Here is an 18345-nt window from a genome sequence, read left to right on the forward strand (position 1 = left end):
TCCTTGCCGGGATGGCAAACTGGGGGCATGGCTCAGGACGACGATCTGGATCGAACGCTCGGAGCGGTCGGCGCCCGGCTGCGCGCGCTGCGCCGGCAGCGCAACGTCACCCTCGCCGAGCTGTCCCGCACCACCGGCATCTCGGTGAGCACGCTGTCCCGGCTGGAGTCCGGCGACCGCCGGCCCACCCTGGAGCTGCTGCTGCCGCTGGCCAAGGCGCACGGCGTCACACTGGACGAGTTGGTCGACGCGCCGGTCACCGGCGACCCGCGGATCCACCTGCGCCCGGTCACCCGGCACGGCATGACCATGCTGCCGCTGACCCGGCGGGTCGGTGGCATCCAAGCCTTCAAGCTGATCATTCCGGGCAGCACCGGGCCGGCCGAACCGCAGCTGCAGACGCACGAGGGCTACGACTGGCTGTACGTGCTGAACGGGCGGCTGCGGCTGGTGCTCGGCGAACACGACCTGGTGCTCGAACCGGGCGAGGCCGCCGAGTTCGACACCCGGACCGGGCACTGGTTCGCCGCCGCGGGCCCGGAACCGGTCGAGCTGCTCAGCCTGCTCGGGCCGCAGGGCGAGCGCGCCCACCTGCGCGCCCGCCCCCGGCGGGACTGATCCGGCGGAGCCGATCCGGCGGAGCCGATCCGGCGGAGCCGATCCAGCGGGGCTGATCCGGCGGGGCCGATCCGGCGGCGCCCCGGGCGGTCGCAGACCGGTGCCACCGCCAGCTACGGCGCCGGATCGCCGCCGCGGCCGACGGGTCCGGCCGCGTTCAGGAGAAGCGGCGGTGCAGGTTGGCGGTGACCCGGCGGCCGATCCGGCGCCGGGCCGGCGCGAGCAGCGGCGCCAGCAGCCGGTTGCCGGGCAGCACGTTGCCGGCGAGGTAGCCGACCCGGGTGTACTCGCCGTCCGGTACCGCGGCCATCCCGAACACCAGGAACCGGTTGCGCATCAGGCACCAGCCGTCCCGCAACACCGCGTCGAACCGGCCGCGCAGCCCGCTGCGACCCAGCACGTGCACCTGCAGCCGTTCCCCGTCGGCGGCCAGCACCCGCAGCCGCCGGATGTCCGGGACCAGCGCCGGGAACTCGCGCTCCAGATCGCTGAGGACCGGCCAGGACTCCGCGAACGGTACCGGCAGGTTCGTCTCGGTGAGCCTCGACCCGGGGTACGCGGCGTGCACGGCGCGCAGCCGTCGCAGGTCGTCGAGTTCGGCGACGGGCCAGGCGGGGTGTGGCCGGTTCACCGCGGCCTCCTCTCGGTCCGGCGGGCCCGGCCCGGGCGCGCCTCGGTCGGGCTCTCCTCGGTCGGACGCCGCCCGGACGGACGCTCCCCGGTCGGACGCCGCTCGGACGCGCTCTCCTCGGTCGGACGCCGCTCGAACGGACGCTCCCCGGTCGAACGCCGCTCGGACGCGCTCTCCTCGGTCGGACGCCGCTCGAACGGACGCTCCCCGGTCGGACGGCGCCCGGACGAACGCTCCTCGGTCGAGGGCCGCTCGGACGCGTGCTCCTCGGTCCGGCCGGCTTCCCTCCGGCCCGCCCGCACGGCGGGCGGGTGCGGGTACCGGTCGGGTGGGGGCCGGTCGGCGAGCCAGGCGCGCCGGAACATTCGGCGGGCCCGGAACAGCCGGGACCGTACGGTGCCGGTCGGTACGCCGAGCAGCTGCGCCGCCCGCGCCTCGTCGAAACCCTCCAGGTCGCGCAGCATCAGTACGGCACGGTGCTCGGGGGCGAGGCGGCGCAGCACGTCCGCGACGTCGACGGCGAGCGCCGGATCGCCCGGCGCCGGGATCTCGCCGAGCTCGGCCGGGACCGTACGGGCGGAGCGGCGTGCCACCCGGACCGCCTCCCGCACCGCGATCACCCGTACCCACCCGAACAGCGCCTCCGGGGTGCGCAGCGAGCGCAGGTTGCGCAGGACCACGATCAGCGCCTCCTGCGCGGCGTCCGGCCCGTCCGCCAGCGCGATGGGACCGCACAGCCGCTGCACGTACGGGGTGATCAGGTCGAGCAGGTCGTGCAGCGCCATCAGGTCACCGTGCTGCGCACCGCGTACCGTGGCCGCGATCTGCTCCGGCGCCGGCCGCGCGCCCGGTCCGGCGGTCATCGGCGCCGGCCGCGCGCGGGACAACGAGCTCTGGTCCACACCGGCACCCTCCGTCTCGTCGGTGTACCAGAAGGAGGCCGACGCACGGCCGAACGCTCCCCACTGTGACGTGGTTCACCGAACGGATCGTCACCGTCGCCGGGCGGCTCTCTCGGTACCGGGGCGTCGTCGGCGCCCCACCCGGCTCCGAGGAGGTAACCGTGAGGGTTCGTTCGATCGCCGGCGCCGCGGTGGCGTCGGTACTGGCCGCCGACGGCGGGCTGCACACGTTCTGGGCGGTGTCCGGCAGCCCGTGGCCGGCGCACGATCACCGCACCCTGTCCGCCGGGCTGCTCGACATGCAGGTGCCGTTCACTCCGGCGGCACTGGTGCCACTCGCGGTGCTGCTGTTCGGCGGCGCGGCGCTGGTGGCGGCGCGCGCCGGGCTGCTCGGCGCGGTGGGTCGGCGGCTGCCGCGCTGGCTGCCGTACCTGGCGACGCTCGCGGTGACCGGCGGCACCGCGGTACGCGTGGCGGCCGGGTTCGGTTGGCTGGTGACGGCGGATCCGGCGAGCACGTTCTTCCGCCTCAACCTGGCCGTCTACACGCCGCTGTGCCTGCTGCTCGCCGCTGCGGGGTTGGTACTGCTGCGCCGGGAGCACCGCGATCCGGTGCCGGCGACACCGGGATGGGCCCCGTCGCGGTAGCCGACGGCGGGGGTCCGCCGCTCCGGCGACCCGCGGCCGGGCCCGGTCGAGGTGGCCCGGCCCGCACCGACCGGATCGTGCGCTCACGCCGGCGCGGCGGCGGTGCGGTGGTGGGCGAGGGCGCGGTGGGCCGGGCCGGCGTCGGCCGGTTCGGTGTGCACGATCGCGGCGGCCAGCCGAGGTATCGCGTGGATCAGCCGGTGCTCCACCTCGTGCGCGATCCGGTGCGCGGCGCCGACGGGCAGCGTGGCATCCACGGCGACGGCGAGCTCGGCCCGCAGGCTGTGCCCGACCCACCGGACCCGGACGTCGTAGGCACGGTCGACGCGATCGGTGCCCGCGGCGGCGCGCTCGATCGCCGCGACGGTACCGGGATCGACCGCGTCCATCAGGCGACCGAACACCTGCCTGGCCGCATCGACCGCGACGAAGGCGATCCCGACGGTGATGGCCAGCCCGATCACCGGATCCGCCAGCGGGATCCCGACCGCCACGCCGGCGGCGCCGAGGACCACCGCGAGGGAGGCGAAACCGTCGGCGCGGGCGTGCAACCCGTCGGCGACCAGGGCGGCCGAACCGATCCGGCGGCCGACGGTGACGCGCCAGCGCGCGACCAGTTCGTTGCCAGCGAAGCCGATCACACCGGCGGCGGCCACGACCCACAGCTGGTGGACCGGCTGCGGGTCGAGCAGCCGCCGTACCGCCGCGTAGCCGGCCAGCACCGCCGAGGCGGCGATGACCAGTACCACGACGACACCGGCGAGGTCCTCCGCCCGTCCCAGACCGTAGGTGTGGCGGCGGGTGGCGGCTCGCCGGCCGAGGACGAACGCGACCCCGACCGGCAGTGCGGTCAGGCTGTCGGCGGCGTTGTGGACCGTGTCGCCGAGCAACGCCACCGATCCGCTGAACAGCACGACCACCAGCTGCACCACCGCGGTCGCCGACAGGGCAAGGAACGAGAAGACGAGGGTACGAACGCCACGACGGCTGTTCTCGAGTGCGGTGTCGACGCGGTCGGCACTGTCGTGGCTGTGCGGCACCAGCGCGTGCCGGACCCTGCCCCAGACGCCACCGTGCCGGTGCGCGTGGCCGTGGTCACCGCCCTGGGCGTGAGCGTCCCCCGGACCGTGCGGGTGATCACCACCGTGCTGGTCGCGGTCACCGCCGTGGTGGTCGTGATCGCCACCGTGCCGGTCGTGCTCGCCACCGTGGTGGTCGGGATCGCCGTCGCGATGGTCGTCGGAGCGGTGCCAGGTGACGGTCAGCTGGTCCCGGTTGCCGAACCGCTCGAGGTCGGACCCGATCAGCCGTTCGAGCTGCGCCAGGCTGGTCGCGTCGGGGGCCTCGATGCGCAGCACGAGGGCATCCGGCTCGGCGTCGAGCGTGCAGCGGCCCCGATCGAACTCCAGGGTGGCGGTGGTATCGGACTGTTCGACCCGCAGCATTCGGGGATGCGGCTGGCTCGCACCGCCGGCGTCGTGCCCGCCGTGACCGGGCCGATGGCCGATCGCCTGGGCATGCCGGCCCAGCTGGGTCAGGTAGCGGCCGGGTCTGCGCGTTGGTACCCGTGCTTCGGAGATGGGCATGGTGTCCGCCTTCTCGGAGGGGGTCGGGTCAGGACCGGACGGCGATCAGCCGCCAGCCGTGGATGCCGGCGGGTCCGGCCGGGTTCGTCAGGACGGTGGGCGCGAGCGCCTCGATCCGCCAGCCGTCGGCGAACGTGGTCGCGATCTCGTCCGCGCTGACTCGGCGTGGCCCGCCGCTTCCCGGTTCCCGATCGCTGAAACACAGCATCAGGTACCGGCCACCGGGCGCGACGACGTCGCGCAGGCTTCGGACGTAGCTGGCTCGATCCTCGTCGCCGAAGATGTGGAACAGACCAACGTCGAGCACGGTGTCGTAGGTGTCCCCCAGTTCGGCCAGGTGATGGGCGTCGCCGAGCAGGAACCGCGCCGACAGGCCCCGGTGCTCGGCCTTCTGCCTCGCCGCGTGCAGGGCCGCGGGCGCGATGTCGACGCCGGTACTGTCCAGGCCGAGCGCGGCGCACATCAGCACGTGCTCGCCGGTACCGCAGCCGACGTCGAGTACCCGGCCACGGATCTCGCCGCGGTCCGCGAGCTCCTGCATCGCCGGCTGCGGCCGCCCGAGATCCCAGTGCGGGGTGCCCGCGTACGAGTCGTTCCAGTTGCCCGCGTGCATCGACCCCGGCGACCCGCCCGGCCGGGCGTCGCCGCCGGGGTGGGCCGGTCCGGCACCGGATCGGTCGAGTGCAGCGGTCAGCTCACCGGCGAAGGCGTCCGGTGCGGACACGAAGCCGACGTGGCCGCCGGGAAGGTCGATCATCGGCCGGCCCAACCTGGCGGCCAGGCTGGCCGTCGCCGCCCGGCACGGGTGGTCGCCGCTGTCTCGACCGGCGGCCGGCACGATCCGGTCGGCGTGCGCGCCGAGGGCGGCGAGGTCGAGGTCGGCGGCCGGGTACTGGCGCAGCTCGTGCTCGAACCAGTACGCGACGTTCTTCGGGTTCTTCGGCGCGTGCGCCATGAACGTGGCGTCCGATCCGGGGAACGTGCGGGACCGGAAGCGGGCCATCGCCACGTCGGGCCCGTCCTCGCGGTACCGGTCGTACACGCTGGCGAAGAACTCCAGCCACTGTTCGCCGCCGGTCAGCTGGCGCATCAGCGGCGGCTCGTGCGCCACGACGGCGGCCGCCACCTCCGGGTGCCCGGCCAGCACCGTGAGCGCGACGATCGCGCCCGAACTCGAACCGAAGAGGGTGGCCGGGCCGTTCCCGAGGTGCTCGATCAGTCGGCGCGCGTCGTCGGCGTCGGCGGCGAGCCGATCACCGTTCTCCGGCGGACCGTCGAGATCGCTGCGGGAGAAGCCGCGCCGGTCGTACCGGACGACCGTGTACCGCTCCGCGAGGTGCCGGGACACCATCCGGAAGACGTCGCCGTCGCCCCCGGCGCCGGCGATCAGGAGCAACGTCGGGCCGCTGCCTTCCGCCTGGAAGTGGAGCCGGGCACCGGGTACGTCGAGATACCCCATCAGTTCTCCCCCTCCTGGACCGCCGGGGTGGTGGTCGAGCCGTGCCGCGACCGGTGGGTGGCGCCATGGGCGTCGTGCTGATGGTCGTGCCCGTGCTGCGGGTCGGCGCGCCGGCGGCGCCTGATCAGCAGCGCCGCCGCGACTCCGCCGGCCGCGACGGCCAGGGCCACGCCGTGCATGGCACCCAGCGAGATCGCGACCTCGGTAGGCAGCACCACGAAAGCCACGATGATCAGGACCTTGACGGCCAGGGCCACCGCCATCCAGCGCGGGCGTGGCCGGCCGATGCCATGAAACCCCTTCACCGGCCGGCCTCCTCGACCGCCACGATGCCGTGTCCGTTCACTGCGCCCTCTCCTCGTCGTCGGAGCCGGTTCGATGGAAGCGATTTTACGAGACAGTCTGTCTCTGTCAAATACATGCCGTCCTCACGAAGGGCAGAGTGTACCGCTCGATCGAGGGAGGGAACCGAGCGGGTGGCGACCGCCGGCGTTCGACAGCGGCGATGCCGCTCCGGTCCGGACGAGCCGCCGGACGGGCGCAGCTAACCGCGCAGGGCCGCGGAGAGCCTGGAGAGGTGGTCGGACACCGGCCCGAGGGTGAGTACGCCGCTACCCGCGCCGGCGAGTTCCCCGGCCGCCGGCCGCAACGCTCCGTGCACCCGGGCGATCGTGGCGCAGTCGCCCAGCTGCACCGCCGCATCGCCGACCAGGCACCACAGCGCCTCGACCAGGTGGTCGTGCCGCGGTTCGGGTACGGAGCGCAACGCGTCGCCCGCCGCCCCGGCCCGGCCCGCCGCGAGCAGCACCAGCGGCCGCACCCACGGCAGGTACGGGCCCCAGTCCAGCTCCCCGGTCGGGGCGGGGATGCCGTGGCTGCGCCGCACGCTCAGCAGCGCCAGCGGGAGCAGCCCGCGCTGCATGCCCGGCATCCCGGCGCCGTCGAGCAGCGCCGCCGCCCGCCGGTACGCGGTGACCGCGTCCTCGGGCGAAGCCCCGGTGATCGCCGACCGCAGCGCCCGGTACCAGGTGGTGAACACGGCGACCAGCGGCGACTCGTACGACCGGGCGATCGCGTCGGCGGCCTCGGCGTGCGCGTCCGCGGCGGCCAGGTCGCCGAGGCCGGCGGCCGCCTGCATTCCGACCAGGCGGCCGAGCAGTTCGTAGGTGGTCAGCCCGCGACCGGCGGACAGCTCGACCAGTTCGGCGCCGATCGCGGCGCGTTCCGCGGCCAGGCCGGTGCGGCCGAACGACTGCAGGAACAGGCCGTTGAGCGCGAACGCGAGCAGCGCCGGATCGCCGGACCGGCGGGCGATCGCCACCGACTCCTCCGCCGCGGCGCGCACCTGCGGGTCGCCGCCGCCGCGGGACTCCACCGCGACCGTGGCAAGCAACCGGGCCCGGGTCGCGTCCGGATCCGCGGCCGGCAGCCGCGCCAAGGCGCGCCGGGCCGCCGCGACGACCTCGGCCGCCTGCGCCGCGTCGTCGACCCGGGACCAGATCGCCGGCACGTCGTAGCCACCGATCACCCGGGCGGTCAGCTCGGCGTCGCCGAGCGCCTCCGCGGCGTGGATGGTGTCCAGCCGCTGCGCCCGCGCCTCGACCAGCCCCGGCCCGCCGGTGACCGCGAGCGTGCGCAACAGGTCCACAGTGGACCGCAGTCGGGTACGCACGCCGGGAACCGCGCGGTAGCTCTCCGCCGCCCGCAACCAGACCCGATCGGCGCGGTCGGCCTGCGTACCAGCCGGTGGCGACTGGCGCAGGATGTCGGTCTCCAGCCATTGCAGGGCCGGGCTCGGGTCCAGGCCGAACCGGTCGACCAGCATCGACCGGGCCCGGCGCAGGACCGCCAGCGCCTCGGCCTGCCGGTCGGTGTCGCGCAGCGCCGTGGCGAGCAGCGCCCACGCCCGCTCGCGCCACGGATGGTCGGCCAGGTGCGCGTCGAGGTCGGGTACCACCTCGGCGGCGCGGCCCAGCGACAGCCGCGCGCTCGCCGACAGCTCGACCGCCTGCAGGCGCAGCTCGGTCAGCCGGGTCCGGTCGGCGCGGGCCCACGGCTCGTCGGCGAACTGCCCGTACGCCGGGCCGCGCCACCACCCCAGCGCCACCGCGAGGCCCGCCGCGGACGCGGCCGGCGCGGCCGTACGGGCGTCCCGCACCGCGGCGGAGAACCGGCTCGCGTCCAGCCGCTCGGTGGGCAGCCGCAGCGCGTACCCGGCGCCGGCGGTGACGAGTACCTGTGGCGCCGCCCGGGGCGGCCGGTCGGGTTCCAGCGCCCGGCGCAGGTCACCGACGAAGGTACGCAGCGCACCGGCCGGGTTCGCCGGTGGCACCGGCCACAGGTCGTCGACCAGCACCGACAGCGGGACCGACCGGCCGCGGGCGGCGACGAGCCGGGCCAGTACCGCCCGGTGCCGCGGCCCCTTCAGGGCGATCTCGGCGCCGGCGGCGTCCCAGCCGGTCACCTCGCCGAGGACCCCGACGCTGACCGGGCCGCTCACCTCGATTCCCCCGCCGCCGCACGCCCGGCGAGGCACCACCGGCCGGGGCACCCGCGACTCGCTGCCGGCCGCCCGCCCGGGACGCCGCCGGCCGATGCTGACCGGATGCTGATCGCGGCCCGGCACGGTGGGGTGCGGACACCGATACCTCGGAAAGGACCGCCGTGATGGCACCCACGATCACCGACTTCGAGTACCGCCGGGTACCGGTCGCCGACGGCGTCGCGCTCACCGTCGCGATCGGCGGGACCGGCAGCCCACTGGTCCTGCTGCACGGGTTCCCGCAGACGCACCTGATGTGGCGCCACGTGGCCCGCGAACTGGCCGGCGAGCACACCGTGATCTGCCCGGACCTGCGCGGGTACGGCGCCAGCGACAAGCCGGCCGGTACCGACGAGACGGCGTACGCCAAGCGCACCATGGGAAACGACGTGGTCGCGCTGGCCGCCGCGCTGGGTCACGAGCGGTTCGCCCTGGCCGGGCACGACCGCGGCGCGCTGGTCGGGTTTCGCACCGCGCTGGACCATCCGGACCGGGTCACCCACTTCGCCAGCCTCGACGTGGTGCCGACCCTGGACACCTGGAACGTGCTGCACGGCGTCTCCGCCGCGGTCGGCTTCCACCTGTACCTGATGGCGCAGCCGCCCGGCCTGCCCGAGCTGATGATCCAGCGCAGCGCGGACGAGTTCTTCGGCCACTTCCTCGACGCGTGGTCGAGCGGGCCGGACGCGATCGAGCCCGAGTACCGGGCCGCGTACCTCGCGGCGAGCGCGGGGGCGGTGCCGTCGATCGTGGCCGACTACCGCGCCTCGGCCGGCATCGACGTCCGGCACGACCAGGCCGACGCCGATCTGGGCCACCAACTGCGGATGCCGGTCACCGTGATCCAGCAGGACTGGGGTGCCGCGCTCGGCTACGACGCGGCGGCCGTCTGGCGCACCTGGGCGCCCGACCTGCACCACCTCACCACCGACGCCGGCCACTTCATGGCCGAGGAGGCGCCCGCCGAGATCGCCGGCGCGCTGCGCGCGCTGCTGGCCCGGTAGCCGTTGCGCCAGCACGACGTCCGGCAACGGCGGCGTACGCATGGCCCGATCGTAGCCAGCGATCACCCCACCCTCGCCCGAACGGGCGTCACGTGGGCCGGCACCGGGGCCGGGCACCGGGACGCCGCCCGGGCCGACGGTGCGCCCGCTCCGGTCAGCGGGCCAGGCCGGCGTCCCGGGCGAGAAGGCCGGCCTGGGTGCGGTTGCTGCAGGCGAGCTTGACCAGCAGCCGGGACACGTACCCCTTGACGGTGGCCTCGCTGAGGTAGAGGCGCGCCGCGATGGCCGCGTTGGACAGCCCCGCGCCGAGGCACCCGAGCACCTCCCGCTCCCGGTCGGTGAGCTCGGCGACCAGCCGGGCCGCCGCGGACGAGGTCGTCTCGGCCGGCCCGGCCGAGGCGGCGAGCAGCCGGCGGGTCGCCGCGGCGGACAGCACCGTGTGGCCGTCCGCGGCGACCCGGACCAGGCCGATCAGATCCTCCGGCGGGGTCGACTTGAGCAGGAAGCCCGCCGCCCCCGCCCGCAGCGCCCGGGTCACGTACTCGTCGGTGTCGAACGTGGTCAGCACGACCACGGCGGGTGGCTCGGGCGCCGCGGTGATGCGTTCGGTGGCGACCAACCCGTCGGTACCGGGCATCCGCAGGTCCATCAGGACCACGTGTGGCCGCAGCCGGGCGACGGCATCGATCGCGGCCGCACCGTCCGCGGCGGTACCGACGACCTCGATGTCGGCGGCGGTGGTCAGGATGGTGCGCAGGTAGGCGCAGACCATCGCCTCGTCGTCGACGAGCAGGACCCGGATCGCGCGGTCAGCCGGCGCTGCTGGACACATGGGAAGGCATTCTCGCATCGAGGTGGAAGCCGCCGTGACCGGTCGGGCCGGCGCGCAGGCTGCCGCCGATCGCGTCGAGCCGGCCGCGCAGGCCGGCGATGCCGCTACCGGTACCGGTGGCGGCCAGGTCGACGCCACCCGGCACCGCACCGGATGATCGTCCGTTGTGGACAGACAGCGCGACCTGGTCGGTCCGGTACCGGACGGTCACCGTCACCGGCGCGCCGGGCGCGTGCTTGTGCACGTTCGTCAGCCCCTCCTGGACGACCCGGTAGGCGGTACGGCGCACGATCGGCGAGGCGAGCGCCGGATCACCGGCCAGGTCCAGCTCGACCGGCAGCCCTACCGCGCGCGAGTCGTCCACCAGCGCGGCCAGATCACCGGGCGCCTCCGCGGTCGGTACCGACCTGGCGGGGTCGCCGTCCGCGCCGGTACGGCGGAGCACGCCGAGCAGGTCGGACAGCTCCTCCAGCGCCTGGCAGCCGGTCGACCGCAACGCCTCCGCCGCGTCCCGTACCGGAGGGTCCGGCGAGGTCATCCGGAGCGCACCAGCCTGCAACACCATCAGGTTCACCCGGTGCGCGACCGAGTCGTGCAGCTCCGCCGCGAGCCGGTTGCGTTCCGCGGCGCGAGCGCGCTCGGTCAGCAGCACGCGTTCCCGCTCGGCCAGCTCGGCACGCTCCCGCAGGGTCCGGACCATCTGCACCCGGCCGGCCAGGTACAGCCCGAGCAGCGCCGGCACCGCGGTGTGCAGCAGGCCGACCGGGGTGCCGGCCCAGGTCGGCTGCCACGGGCGGGCGGCGAGCACGGTGGCCACGCCGATCAGGACCCAGACGGGCACCGCGCGGCGCTGTGGCGCGGTGAGCCGCAGCCCGATCACCACCGTGGACAGGGCGAGCGGCGGCCACAGGTTCACCCCGGTGAAGCGCAGCAGCACCGCCGTCGGTGCGACCACGGTGGGCAGCAGGCCGACCACCACGACCGCGGCGACCACGACGGCGGCCGCGACCGGCCGGGTTCGCAGCAACACCACCGCCGGTGCCGCGAGCAGCTGTAGCCCCGTGACCAGCCACACCGTGGTCAGCTGAGCCGGGCCCACGGTGCCGACCAGCGCCAGCGGTACCGAGCCGAGCGCCGCGACGGCGAGCAGCAGCGCGGCGAGCGGGCCGGGCCGGGTGCCGCCCGGCGAGCAACGTTCCTGCACGGTCGACCACGCTACGCAGTGCCGGCGACGATGCCCGGCCGGCCGCGCCAGGTACCGACGAAAGTCGCACGGCCGCGGCCGGCGCACCGACAAAGGTCGCAAGGCCGCGGCCGGCGCATCGACGAAAGTCGCCGCGGTCGGCCGGTTCGTCGGTACCGGCCGCGACGATCGCCGCTGGTCCCGCGGCGGGTACGGCTGCTGGAATCGACGACGAGCCGACGTCGAGGGCTGCCGTGACCGCACATCCACCCCGCATCGAGGCGGCGGCCATGACCGCACATCAAGCAGACATCGAGGCCGCAGTCATGACCGCGGATCGACCCGACAGCGAGGGGCCAGCCATGACCCCAGATCAGCCCGACAGCGAGGGGGCAGCCGTGACCGCACATCCAGCAGGCATCGAAGGAGCAGGCGCGAGCGCACATCCGGCAGGCATCGAGGGGGCGGGAGCGAGCGCACATCCACCCGGACGCAAGCGGGCCGCGCTGACGCTGATCGTCCTGACGCCGGTGATCGCCGAGCTGGGCCTGGGCAGCACGCCGGTGCACTTCGCGTTCCTGCTGCTGCTGTGGCTGCCGATCTACGGGTTCGGCGTGCTGCTGATCCGCGAGGCGGTCCGCCGGGTCGGCGGCGGCTGGTCCAGCCTGGTGCTGCTCGGTGTCGCCTACGAGCTGGTCGAGGACGGCATCGGGTTGCAGGCGCTGTCCAGCCCGCACCTGTACGGCGCGGCCCAGCTGGCGCCGCGGCTGTTCGGCCTCAACACCGCCTACTGGGAGGTGAACGCGATCTACCACGTGGTGTTCAGCGTGCTGATCCCGATCGCGCTCACCGACCTGATCTTCCCCGCCGGCCGGGACCGCCCGTACCTGCGGCGCGGCGGGCTCGTCGGGATCGGGATCGGCGCCGTGGTGGGCGTCGGGCTGCTGCGGGTCAGCGTGCCGCCCAGCCAGGATCCCGGCTACACCGCCCCGCTCTGGCTACTGCTCGGCTGCCTCTCGGCGGTCGCCCTGCTGGCGGTGCTGGCGCTGGCGGTGCTTCCCCGGCTCGCCGCGCCCCGCGGTGCGGTACCCGGCGCGAGCGGTAGCGCGCGACCCGGCCCCGACCGTGCCGCGCAAGCCGGACGACCCGGGTCGGGTGACCCGATGCCGGGCGGACGACACGGGTCCGGGCAGGCGGCGCCGGGCGGGCGACCCGGGCAGGCGGAGCCGGCCGGACGAGCCGGGTTCGGAGATGCGGATCCGGCCGGCCGGCGCGGGTCGGACGGTGCGGCCGGATCGGTGCCGCGGCCGTGGGTGGCCGGCGCTTTCGGCGCCGCCGGTACCGCCGCGTTCCTGGCGCTGTGGTTCGTGCTGCAGCACGGCAGGGGGAACGGGGCGTGGGCGCTCGTACCGATGGCGGCGATCGGGGTGCTCGCCGCCATCGCGGGCTGGCTCGTCGCCCGCTGGGGTCGGTCCGCGGCCTGGTCCGACCGGCACCGGATCTGGCTGCTCGCCGGGGCGCTGGTCACCCACTCGGCGCTCGGCGCGGTCGGCGTGGTGCACCAGCCGGTGGACCGCGTCGGGCTGGCGCTGATCGCCGTACTCACCGCAGTGCTGCTGGCCGTCCTCGCCCGGCGCCGACCGCTGCCGGCGGGTGCCGCGTGACGCGGCGTCTCCGCTGGTTCGCGGGGCCGCCCGGGTGGGACGTCGGGCTGCCCGCCCGGGTGCCAGGATCGTCGGTATGGACGCCATCGCGGGTACGGACGCCGAGCCCGTCACCGCCGCCGCACCGCGGGCGGTGCCGTTCGCCCTCCTGGCGCAGGACTGGCGAGAGGTGACGTTCCTGCACTGGGCGGTGGCGCCGGAGGCGGTCGCGCCGCTGCTGCCGCCGGGGCTGCGGCCGGACCTGCACGAGGGACGCACGTACGTGGGGCTGGTGGCGTTCCGGATGGTGCGGGTGGGGCCGCCGCGGCTGCCGGTGCCCTACTTCGGCACGTTCGCCGAGACGAACATCCGGGTGTACTCGGTGGACCGGCACGGCCGCCGCGGCGTGGTGTTCCTGTCGTTGGACGCGGCGCGGCTGCTGCCGGCCCTGGTCGGCCGGTACGTGGCCCGCCTGCCGTACCGGTGGGCCGCGATGCGGGTGGGCCGGGAGCCGGGTGGCACGGTGCGCTACCGGTCCCGCACCCGCTGGCCGGGCCGGGGCACCGTCGACCGGTTGGCGATCCGGCCCGGCGAGCGGATCGGGGTACCGACCGCGACAGAGACGTTCCTGACCGCACGGTGGGGGCTGCACACCCGGATCGCCGGCCGCACCCGGTACCTGCCGAACGTGCACGAGAGCTGGCCGCTGCACCGGGCCGAGCTGCTCGATCAGCACAGTGGGTTGGTCGCCGCCTGCGGCCTGGCCGACGCCGTGGCAGAGCCGGTGAGCGTGCTGTTCGCGCCGGCCGTCTCGGTGCGCTTCGGCCTGCCGCTGCGGGCCTGAATCTTTGAACGTTCTGTTGAAAACAATTAGTTGACAACCATCGGTTGTCGCGGGCACGCTGGTGGCATGCCGAGTTCCGAGGGTCCGTTCGTCGCCCCCGAGCCGAGCCGCGCCCGCGCGGAGCGGGTGTTCGCCGCGCTGCTGCGCATCGGCGAGCGGCACGCCGCCACCGACGCGCAGCGCGCCCGCCAGGTGCACCCGTCGATGCTCGCCCCGCACGAGGCCGTGCGCCTGGTGTCGTTCCTGCTCAGCGGCGCCGCGCAGCGCGACGCGGGCGAGCCGGAGGTCGATCAGGCCGACGTCACCGCGGCGTTGAGCCTGCTCCCGCTGGTCCGATCCGAGCTCGACGAGCTGGAGGGCGGCCTGCTCGCGATGGCCCGCGGCCGCGGGCTGACCTGGGCACAGATCGCGTTCGGGCTCGGCCTGGGCACCCCGCAGGCCGCCCGCCAGCGGTACGAGCGGCTCGCCGGCCGGATCACCGACACTGCGTCACGAACCGAACAGGCGACCCCGAAATAGCCGCTAGACCGCCGCATCCGCCTTTTCTGGATATTGCGTTTTTCTCGTCCATGTCGGCATGATCATCGCAGCTGCCGCCGAGGGACGGAGAAACCATGCGACGTCCAGCGTTCGTGGTCCTGATCGCCGTGGCGCTGGTGCTGGCCGGCACCGGCTGCGCGAAGTCGAAGGGTGGCACCAGCGCGGCCGGCGTCCACCTGGTCAAGGCCGGCGCCCTGACCGTCTGCACCCACCTGCCGTACGAACCGTTCCAGTACAAGGACGACGCCGGGAAGATCGTCGGGTTCGACATCGACCTGATGGACCTGGTGGCGAAGAAGCTGAAGGTCAGACAGTCCATTGTGGACACTCCGTTCGAGGGGATCAAGTCCGGTCAGGACCTCAACTCCGGGATGTGCGACGTCGCCGCGGCGGGCATGACCATCAACCCGGAGCGGCAGAAGGTGATGGACTTCTCCAGCCCGTACTTCGACGCCAACCAGGCGCTGCTGGTGCGCTCCGGCAGCCACTACGGCTCGCTGGAGTCGTTGCGCGGCAAGAAACTCGGCACCCAGGCCGCCACCACCGGCGAGGAGTACGCGAACGCCCACGCCAAGGCGGCCGGCTACACCACCGTGTCGTACAAGGACCTGGCCGCGCTCCAGCAGGCGCTGGCCACCAGGCAGGTCGACGCCGCCATCGACGACCTGCCGGTGATGACCACCTACGTCAAGCACCACCCCACCGGGTTCACCGTCTCCGCCCAGTTCTCCACCGGCGAGCAGTACGGCTACTCGGTCAAGAAGGGCGGCAACCCGAAACTGCTCGCGACGATCAACCAGGTGCTCGCGGCCGCGCACAAGGACGGCAGCTACGAGAAGATCTACGCCAGGTGGATCGGCGGCAAGCCCGGCGGCGCGTCGTGACCGTCGCACCCGAGCCGCCGCACCGGCTCACCCGCCGGCAACGGCAGCGCACCACCCGGATCGTGCAGTACGGCGCGTTCGCCGCGGTCGTGCTGCTGGTCGTGTTCACCGCGAACTGGCGCGACCTGCAGCAGGGGTTCTTCCGGCCGGACGTGGCCGCCTCGATGTTCCCCGGCGTGATCTTCCCGGCGCTCGTCAACACGCTGCTGTTCACCATGGGTGCGTTCGTGTTCGGTCTCGTCGTCGGTACCGTCCTCGCGCTGATGCGGCTCTCCTCGGTGCGGGTGTACCGCTGGGTGGCGACCGGCTACGTCGAACTGTTCCGCGGCCTGCCGGTACTCGTGGTGCTGTTCGCCGTCGGGTACGGGATCCCGATCGCGTTCCCCGACCGCGCGATCCCCGGCGGCGTGTACGGCAAGATGGCGCTCGGGCTGGGCCTGACCGCCGCCGCGTACATGGCGGAGACGATCCGCGCCGGCATCCAGGCGGTACCGCGCGGCCAGCTCGAGGCGGCCCGGACGCTGGGCATGTCGTACACCCGGGCGATGGTGTCGATCGTGATCCCGCAGGCGTTCCGGATCATCATCCCGCCGCTGACCAACGAGATCATCCTGCTCACCAAGGACAGCTCGCTGGCGTACGTGCTGGGCGTGACGGCGACCAACGTGGAGATCACCAAGTTCGCCTCCGACGTGCTCAACACCCGGGTCAACGCCACCCCGCTGGTGGTCGCCGCGCTCGCCTACCTGGTGATCACGCTGCCGCTGTCCCAGCTGGTACGGCGGCTGGAGCTGCGGGCAGCGAGGGCGCGATGACCGACGCGATCGTGGTCGAGGGCCTGGTCAAGTCGTTCGGGACGACCGAGGTACTGCGAGGCATCGACCTGTCGGTCGCGCCCGGCGAGGTGGTGTGCGTGATCGGGCCGTCCGGCTCGGGCAAGTCGACGCTGCTGCGCTGCATCAACCTACTGGAAATCCCGTCCGCCGGCCGGATCTGCCCGCTCGGCGTCGAGATCACCGACCCGGACTGCGAGCTGGACGCGCTGCGCCGCCGGATCGGCATGGTCTTCCAGCAGTTCAACCTGTTCGGCCACCTGACCGTCCGGCGCAACCTGACCATCGCCCAGCGCCGGGTGCTGCACCGCACCCGGGCCGAGGCGGACCGGGTCGCGACCGACGCGCTGGCCCGGGTCGGTCTCGCCGACAAGGCCGACGCGTACCCGGCGCACCTGTCCGGCGGCCAGCAGCAGCGGGTCGCGATCGCCCGCGCACTCGCCATGGGCCCGGAGCTGATGCTGTTCGACGAGCCGACCAGCGCGCTGGACCCCGAACTGGTCGGCGAGGTGCTCACCGTGATGCGCGAGCTGGCCGAGGGCGGCATGACGATGCTCGTCGTCACGCACGAGATGGCCTTCGCCCGGCAGGTGGCCGACCGGGTGGTGTTCATGGACGGCGGCGTCCTCGTCGAGTCCGGCCCGCCGGACCAGGTGCTGGTCGCGCCGCGCGAGGAACGCACCCGCGCCTTCCTGCACCGGGTACTGGATCCGACCGGCCTCACCGAAGCGGAACTGGAGGGCGGATGACCCCGTGGTCTGTCCGCGGGCTACTCGCCGACCGGCCCGGGCCAGCGGCGCGGCGGCGCCATCGCATCGTTGATCTGGCGCCGTTGGTCGGCGGTGAGGACACGGTTGAGTTTTTCGACGGCTCGCCAGCGCCTGGCACCGGTACGTGTGTCGGTGTTAGGCGTCACTGTCCGGCGACCGGGTCGTCCGGGCCCGCGTCGGCGCGCGCCCAGGCGACCGCGAGCACCGCGCCGACCAGTGCGGTGAATGCGCCGGCCAGGCCGACCGCGACCGCGGCACCGATCTGGTCGGCGGCCAGCCCGGCGACGATCGTGACGACACCCTGGCTGGCGATCGCACCCGATGACATCAGCCCGATCGCCTGGCCTCGGCCAGCCGCCGGAGTCCGCGCCACGTACAGCGCCGGCGCCACAGTCATGTAGCTCGCCGCGACGCCGGACAGCCCGAACACCAGGCAGGCCACTGCCAGCGACGGTCGCACCGCAACCACCAGCAACGGCAGCCCCGCGACCGCGGCCATCGGTGCCATTAGCCGGCGGCGTACCGAGGGGCGGCAGCGGCCGAGCAGCAGCGCACCGACGACGGCGCCGAGCGGGGTCGCCGCGAGCAGCCACCCGGCCGCCGCGGGCTCCGGGTACCGGCCGGCCGCGTACGGCACCGTGAGTCCCTCAGCAGCGACCGGAAGCCCGATCATCCAGACCAGCGCGATCAGGGTTCGTAGCCGCGGATCGGACCAGACCAGCCGTGCGGACCGACGGGCCGAGGTGAACAGCGACGGAGACGAATCGGCGTGCTCGGTCGGGGCCGGGCGGGGTCGCAGGCACAGCCGCAGTACCAGTGCCGAGAGGATGAAGCTCGCCGCGTTCAGGGCGAGAACACCGTGTGCGGTGAGCAGCGCGGTCAGCACGCCGCCGACCGCGTACCCGCCGATCTGGCTGACCTGGTCCACGATCGAACGCGCGCCCTGTCCGACGACAAGCCGGTCGCCGGCAAGAATGTCAGCGAGCAGCGCGCCGTGCGCCGCGTTCGCGGGCGCGCCGATGAGTTCCGCCGCAACCAACAGCGCGAACAGTACCGGCAGTGGCACGTTGGGCACCGCCATCAGAGCAAGCAGCGCGCCTCGCAACAGGTCCGCGATGACCACGACCCGCCGCCGTGGGTACCGGTCGGCCAGGCCGGCGAGCACCGGCCCCGCCAATGCGGGGAGGAAGCTCAACGCGAACGTGCCCGCCGCGAGCGCGGCCGACCGGGTTCGGTCGAAGACCAGCAACGACAGCGCGACCCGGGCCACCTGGTCACCGAGCATGGACACCAAGCGGGCGCCGAGCACCGCCCGGAACTCGCCCAGTGCCAGCACCTCCCGGTACCGGACCGGGCGATCGTCGGCAGTGGTCTGCGGTGCCTGCGCCATCCCATAACCTCCCGACGACCAAGGCCAGTCCCGGTTC

At 74.2% G+C, this 18345-nt stretch carries 18 protein-coding genes; 9 read left to right on the forward strand and 9 right to left on the reverse strand.

The genetic code is table 11. The features are described 5' to 3' along the window. Positions 1 to 27: 27 nt before the first annotated feature. The gene (locus Asera_RS31520; protein ID WP_030447228.1) at positions 28 to 618 is read left to right on the forward strand and encodes a helix-turn-helix domain-containing protein; all 591 of its coding nucleotides are present in this window, start codon (positions 28 to 30) and stop codon (positions 616 to 618) included. 157 nt (positions 619 to 775) lie between these two features. Here Asera_RS31520 and Asera_RS31525 read toward each other — a convergent pair whose 3' ends face one another. Then, positions 776 to 1249 carry a hypothetical protein gene (locus Asera_RS31525; RefSeq protein ID WP_030447229.1) on the reverse strand — a complete coding sequence of 158 codons (474 nt, stop codon included), beginning with the start codon at positions 1247 to 1249 and terminating at the stop codon, positions 776 to 778. After that, a complete protein-coding gene (locus Asera_RS31530) occupies positions 1246 to 2151 on the reverse strand; it encodes an RNA polymerase sigma factor (protein ID WP_244844106.1) in 906 nt (301 codons plus the stop codon). Before Asera_RS31530 ends, Asera_RS31525 begins: the two co-directional genes overlap by 4 nt. A gap of 161 nt (positions 2152 to 2312) precedes the next feature. Between Asera_RS31530 and Asera_RS31535 the strand changes: the two genes are divergently transcribed. After that, positions 2313 to 2798 (forward strand): DUF3995 domain-containing protein, encoded by a 486-nt coding sequence (locus tag Asera_RS31535; RefSeq protein WP_169745861.1) that lies wholly within the window; start codon positions 2313 to 2315, stop codon positions 2796 to 2798. A gap of 83 nt (positions 2799 to 2881) precedes the next feature. Here Asera_RS31535 and Asera_RS31540 read toward each other — a convergent pair whose 3' ends face one another. The 4 genes from Asera_RS31540 to Asera_RS31555 form a co-directional block, all read right to left on the reverse strand. Continuing rightward, entirely contained in the window at positions 2882 to 4384 is a 1503-nt protein-coding gene (locus tag Asera_RS31540) for a DUF2218 domain-containing protein (RefSeq protein WP_169745862.1), read from the reverse strand. A gap of 28 nt (positions 4385 to 4412) precedes the next feature. Continuing rightward, complete coding sequence (locus Asera_RS31545) at positions 4413 to 5843, reverse strand: alpha/beta fold hydrolase (RefSeq protein ID WP_084131861.1); 1431 nt, start codon at positions 5841 to 5843, stop codon at positions 4413 to 4415. Next, a complete protein-coding gene (locus Asera_RS31550; protein ID WP_157034923.1) occupies positions 5843 to 6148 on the reverse strand; it encodes a hypothetical protein in 306 nt (101 codons plus the stop codon). Before Asera_RS31550 ends, Asera_RS31545 begins: the two co-directional genes overlap by 1 nt. Before the next feature lie 239 nt (positions 6149 to 6387). After that, positions 6388 to 8343 carry an AfsR/SARP family transcriptional regulator gene (locus Asera_RS31555; RefSeq protein ID WP_030447234.1) on the reverse strand — a complete coding sequence of 652 codons (1956 nt, stop codon included), beginning with the start codon at positions 8341 to 8343 and terminating at the stop codon, positions 6388 to 6390. Between the two features lie 167 nt (positions 8344 to 8510). Between Asera_RS31555 and Asera_RS31560 the strand changes: the two genes are divergently transcribed. Further along, complete coding sequence (locus Asera_RS31560) at positions 8511 to 9389, forward strand: alpha/beta fold hydrolase (RefSeq protein WP_030447235.1); 879 nt, start codon at positions 8511 to 8513, stop codon at positions 9387 to 9389. Positions 9390 to 9543: 154 nt separating this feature from the next. Here Asera_RS31560 and Asera_RS31565 read toward each other — a convergent pair whose 3' ends face one another. Both Asera_RS31565 and Asera_RS31570 read right to left on the reverse strand, forming a co-directional pair. Continuing rightward, entirely contained in the window at positions 9544 to 10221 is a 678-nt protein-coding gene (locus Asera_RS31565; RefSeq protein ID WP_030447236.1) for a response regulator, read from the reverse strand. Next, positions 10199 to 11425: a sensor histidine kinase gene (locus Asera_RS31570; RefSeq protein ID WP_035297191.1), complete on the reverse strand. Its 1227-nt coding sequence runs from the start codon at positions 11423 to 11425 to the stop codon at positions 10199 to 10201. The genes Asera_RS31565 and Asera_RS31570 overlap by 23 nt, the downstream gene beginning before the upstream one ends. A 377-nt stretch (positions 11426 to 11802) precedes the next feature. On the opposite strand from Asera_RS31570, the gene Asera_RS31575 reads away from it, so the two are divergent. The 6 genes from Asera_RS31575 (at position 11803) to Asera_RS31600 (ending at position 16897) form a co-directional block, all read left to right on the forward strand. Then, positions 11803 to 13068 (forward strand): hypothetical protein, encoded by a 1266-nt coding sequence (locus Asera_RS31575; protein ID WP_157034924.1) that lies wholly within the window; start codon positions 11803 to 11805, stop codon positions 13066 to 13068. 76 nt (positions 13069 to 13144) lie between these two features. After that, positions 13145 to 13891, forward strand: coding sequence for a YqjF family protein (locus Asera_RS31580; protein WP_030447239.1), 747 nt, complete (start codon positions 13145 to 13147; stop codon positions 13889 to 13891). 66 nt (positions 13892 to 13957) lie between these two features. Then, positions 13958 to 14410: a hypothetical protein gene (locus Asera_RS31585; protein WP_030447240.1), complete on the forward strand. Its 453-nt coding sequence runs from the start codon at positions 13958 to 13960 to the stop codon at positions 14408 to 14410. Positions 14411 to 14505: 95 nt separating this feature from the next. Further along, positions 14506 to 15315 carry an ABC transporter substrate-binding protein gene (locus Asera_RS31590; RefSeq protein WP_030447241.1) on the forward strand — a complete coding sequence of 270 codons (810 nt, stop codon included), beginning with the start codon at positions 14506 to 14508 and terminating at the stop codon, positions 15313 to 15315. Next, the gene (locus tag Asera_RS31595) at positions 15312 to 16130 is read left to right on the forward strand and encodes an amino acid ABC transporter permease (RefSeq protein WP_030447242.1); all 819 of its coding nucleotides are present in this window, start codon (positions 15312 to 15314) and stop codon (positions 16128 to 16130) included. The genes Asera_RS31590 and Asera_RS31595 overlap by 4 nt, the downstream gene beginning before the upstream one ends. Beyond that, positions 16127 to 16897: an amino acid ABC transporter ATP-binding protein gene (locus tag Asera_RS31600; RefSeq protein ID WP_030447243.1), complete on the forward strand. Its 771-nt coding sequence runs from the start codon at positions 16127 to 16129 to the stop codon at positions 16895 to 16897. The genes Asera_RS31595 and Asera_RS31600 overlap by 4 nt, the downstream gene beginning before the upstream one ends. A gap of 163 nt (positions 16898 to 17060) precedes the next feature. Here the strand turns inward: Asera_RS31600 and Asera_RS31605 are convergent, their stop codons facing one another. Next, positions 17061 to 18308: an MFS transporter gene (locus Asera_RS31605; RefSeq protein ID WP_030447244.1), complete on the reverse strand. Its 1248-nt coding sequence runs from the start codon at positions 18306 to 18308 to the stop codon at positions 17061 to 17063. Positions 18309 to 18345: the final 37 nt, after the last annotated feature.

The sequence above is a fragment of the Actinocatenispora sera genome, from assembly GCF_018324685.1.
In the GTDB taxonomy this organism is placed as follows: Bacteria; Actinomycetota; Actinomycetes; order Mycobacteriales; family Micromonosporaceae; genus Actinocatenispora; species Actinocatenispora sera.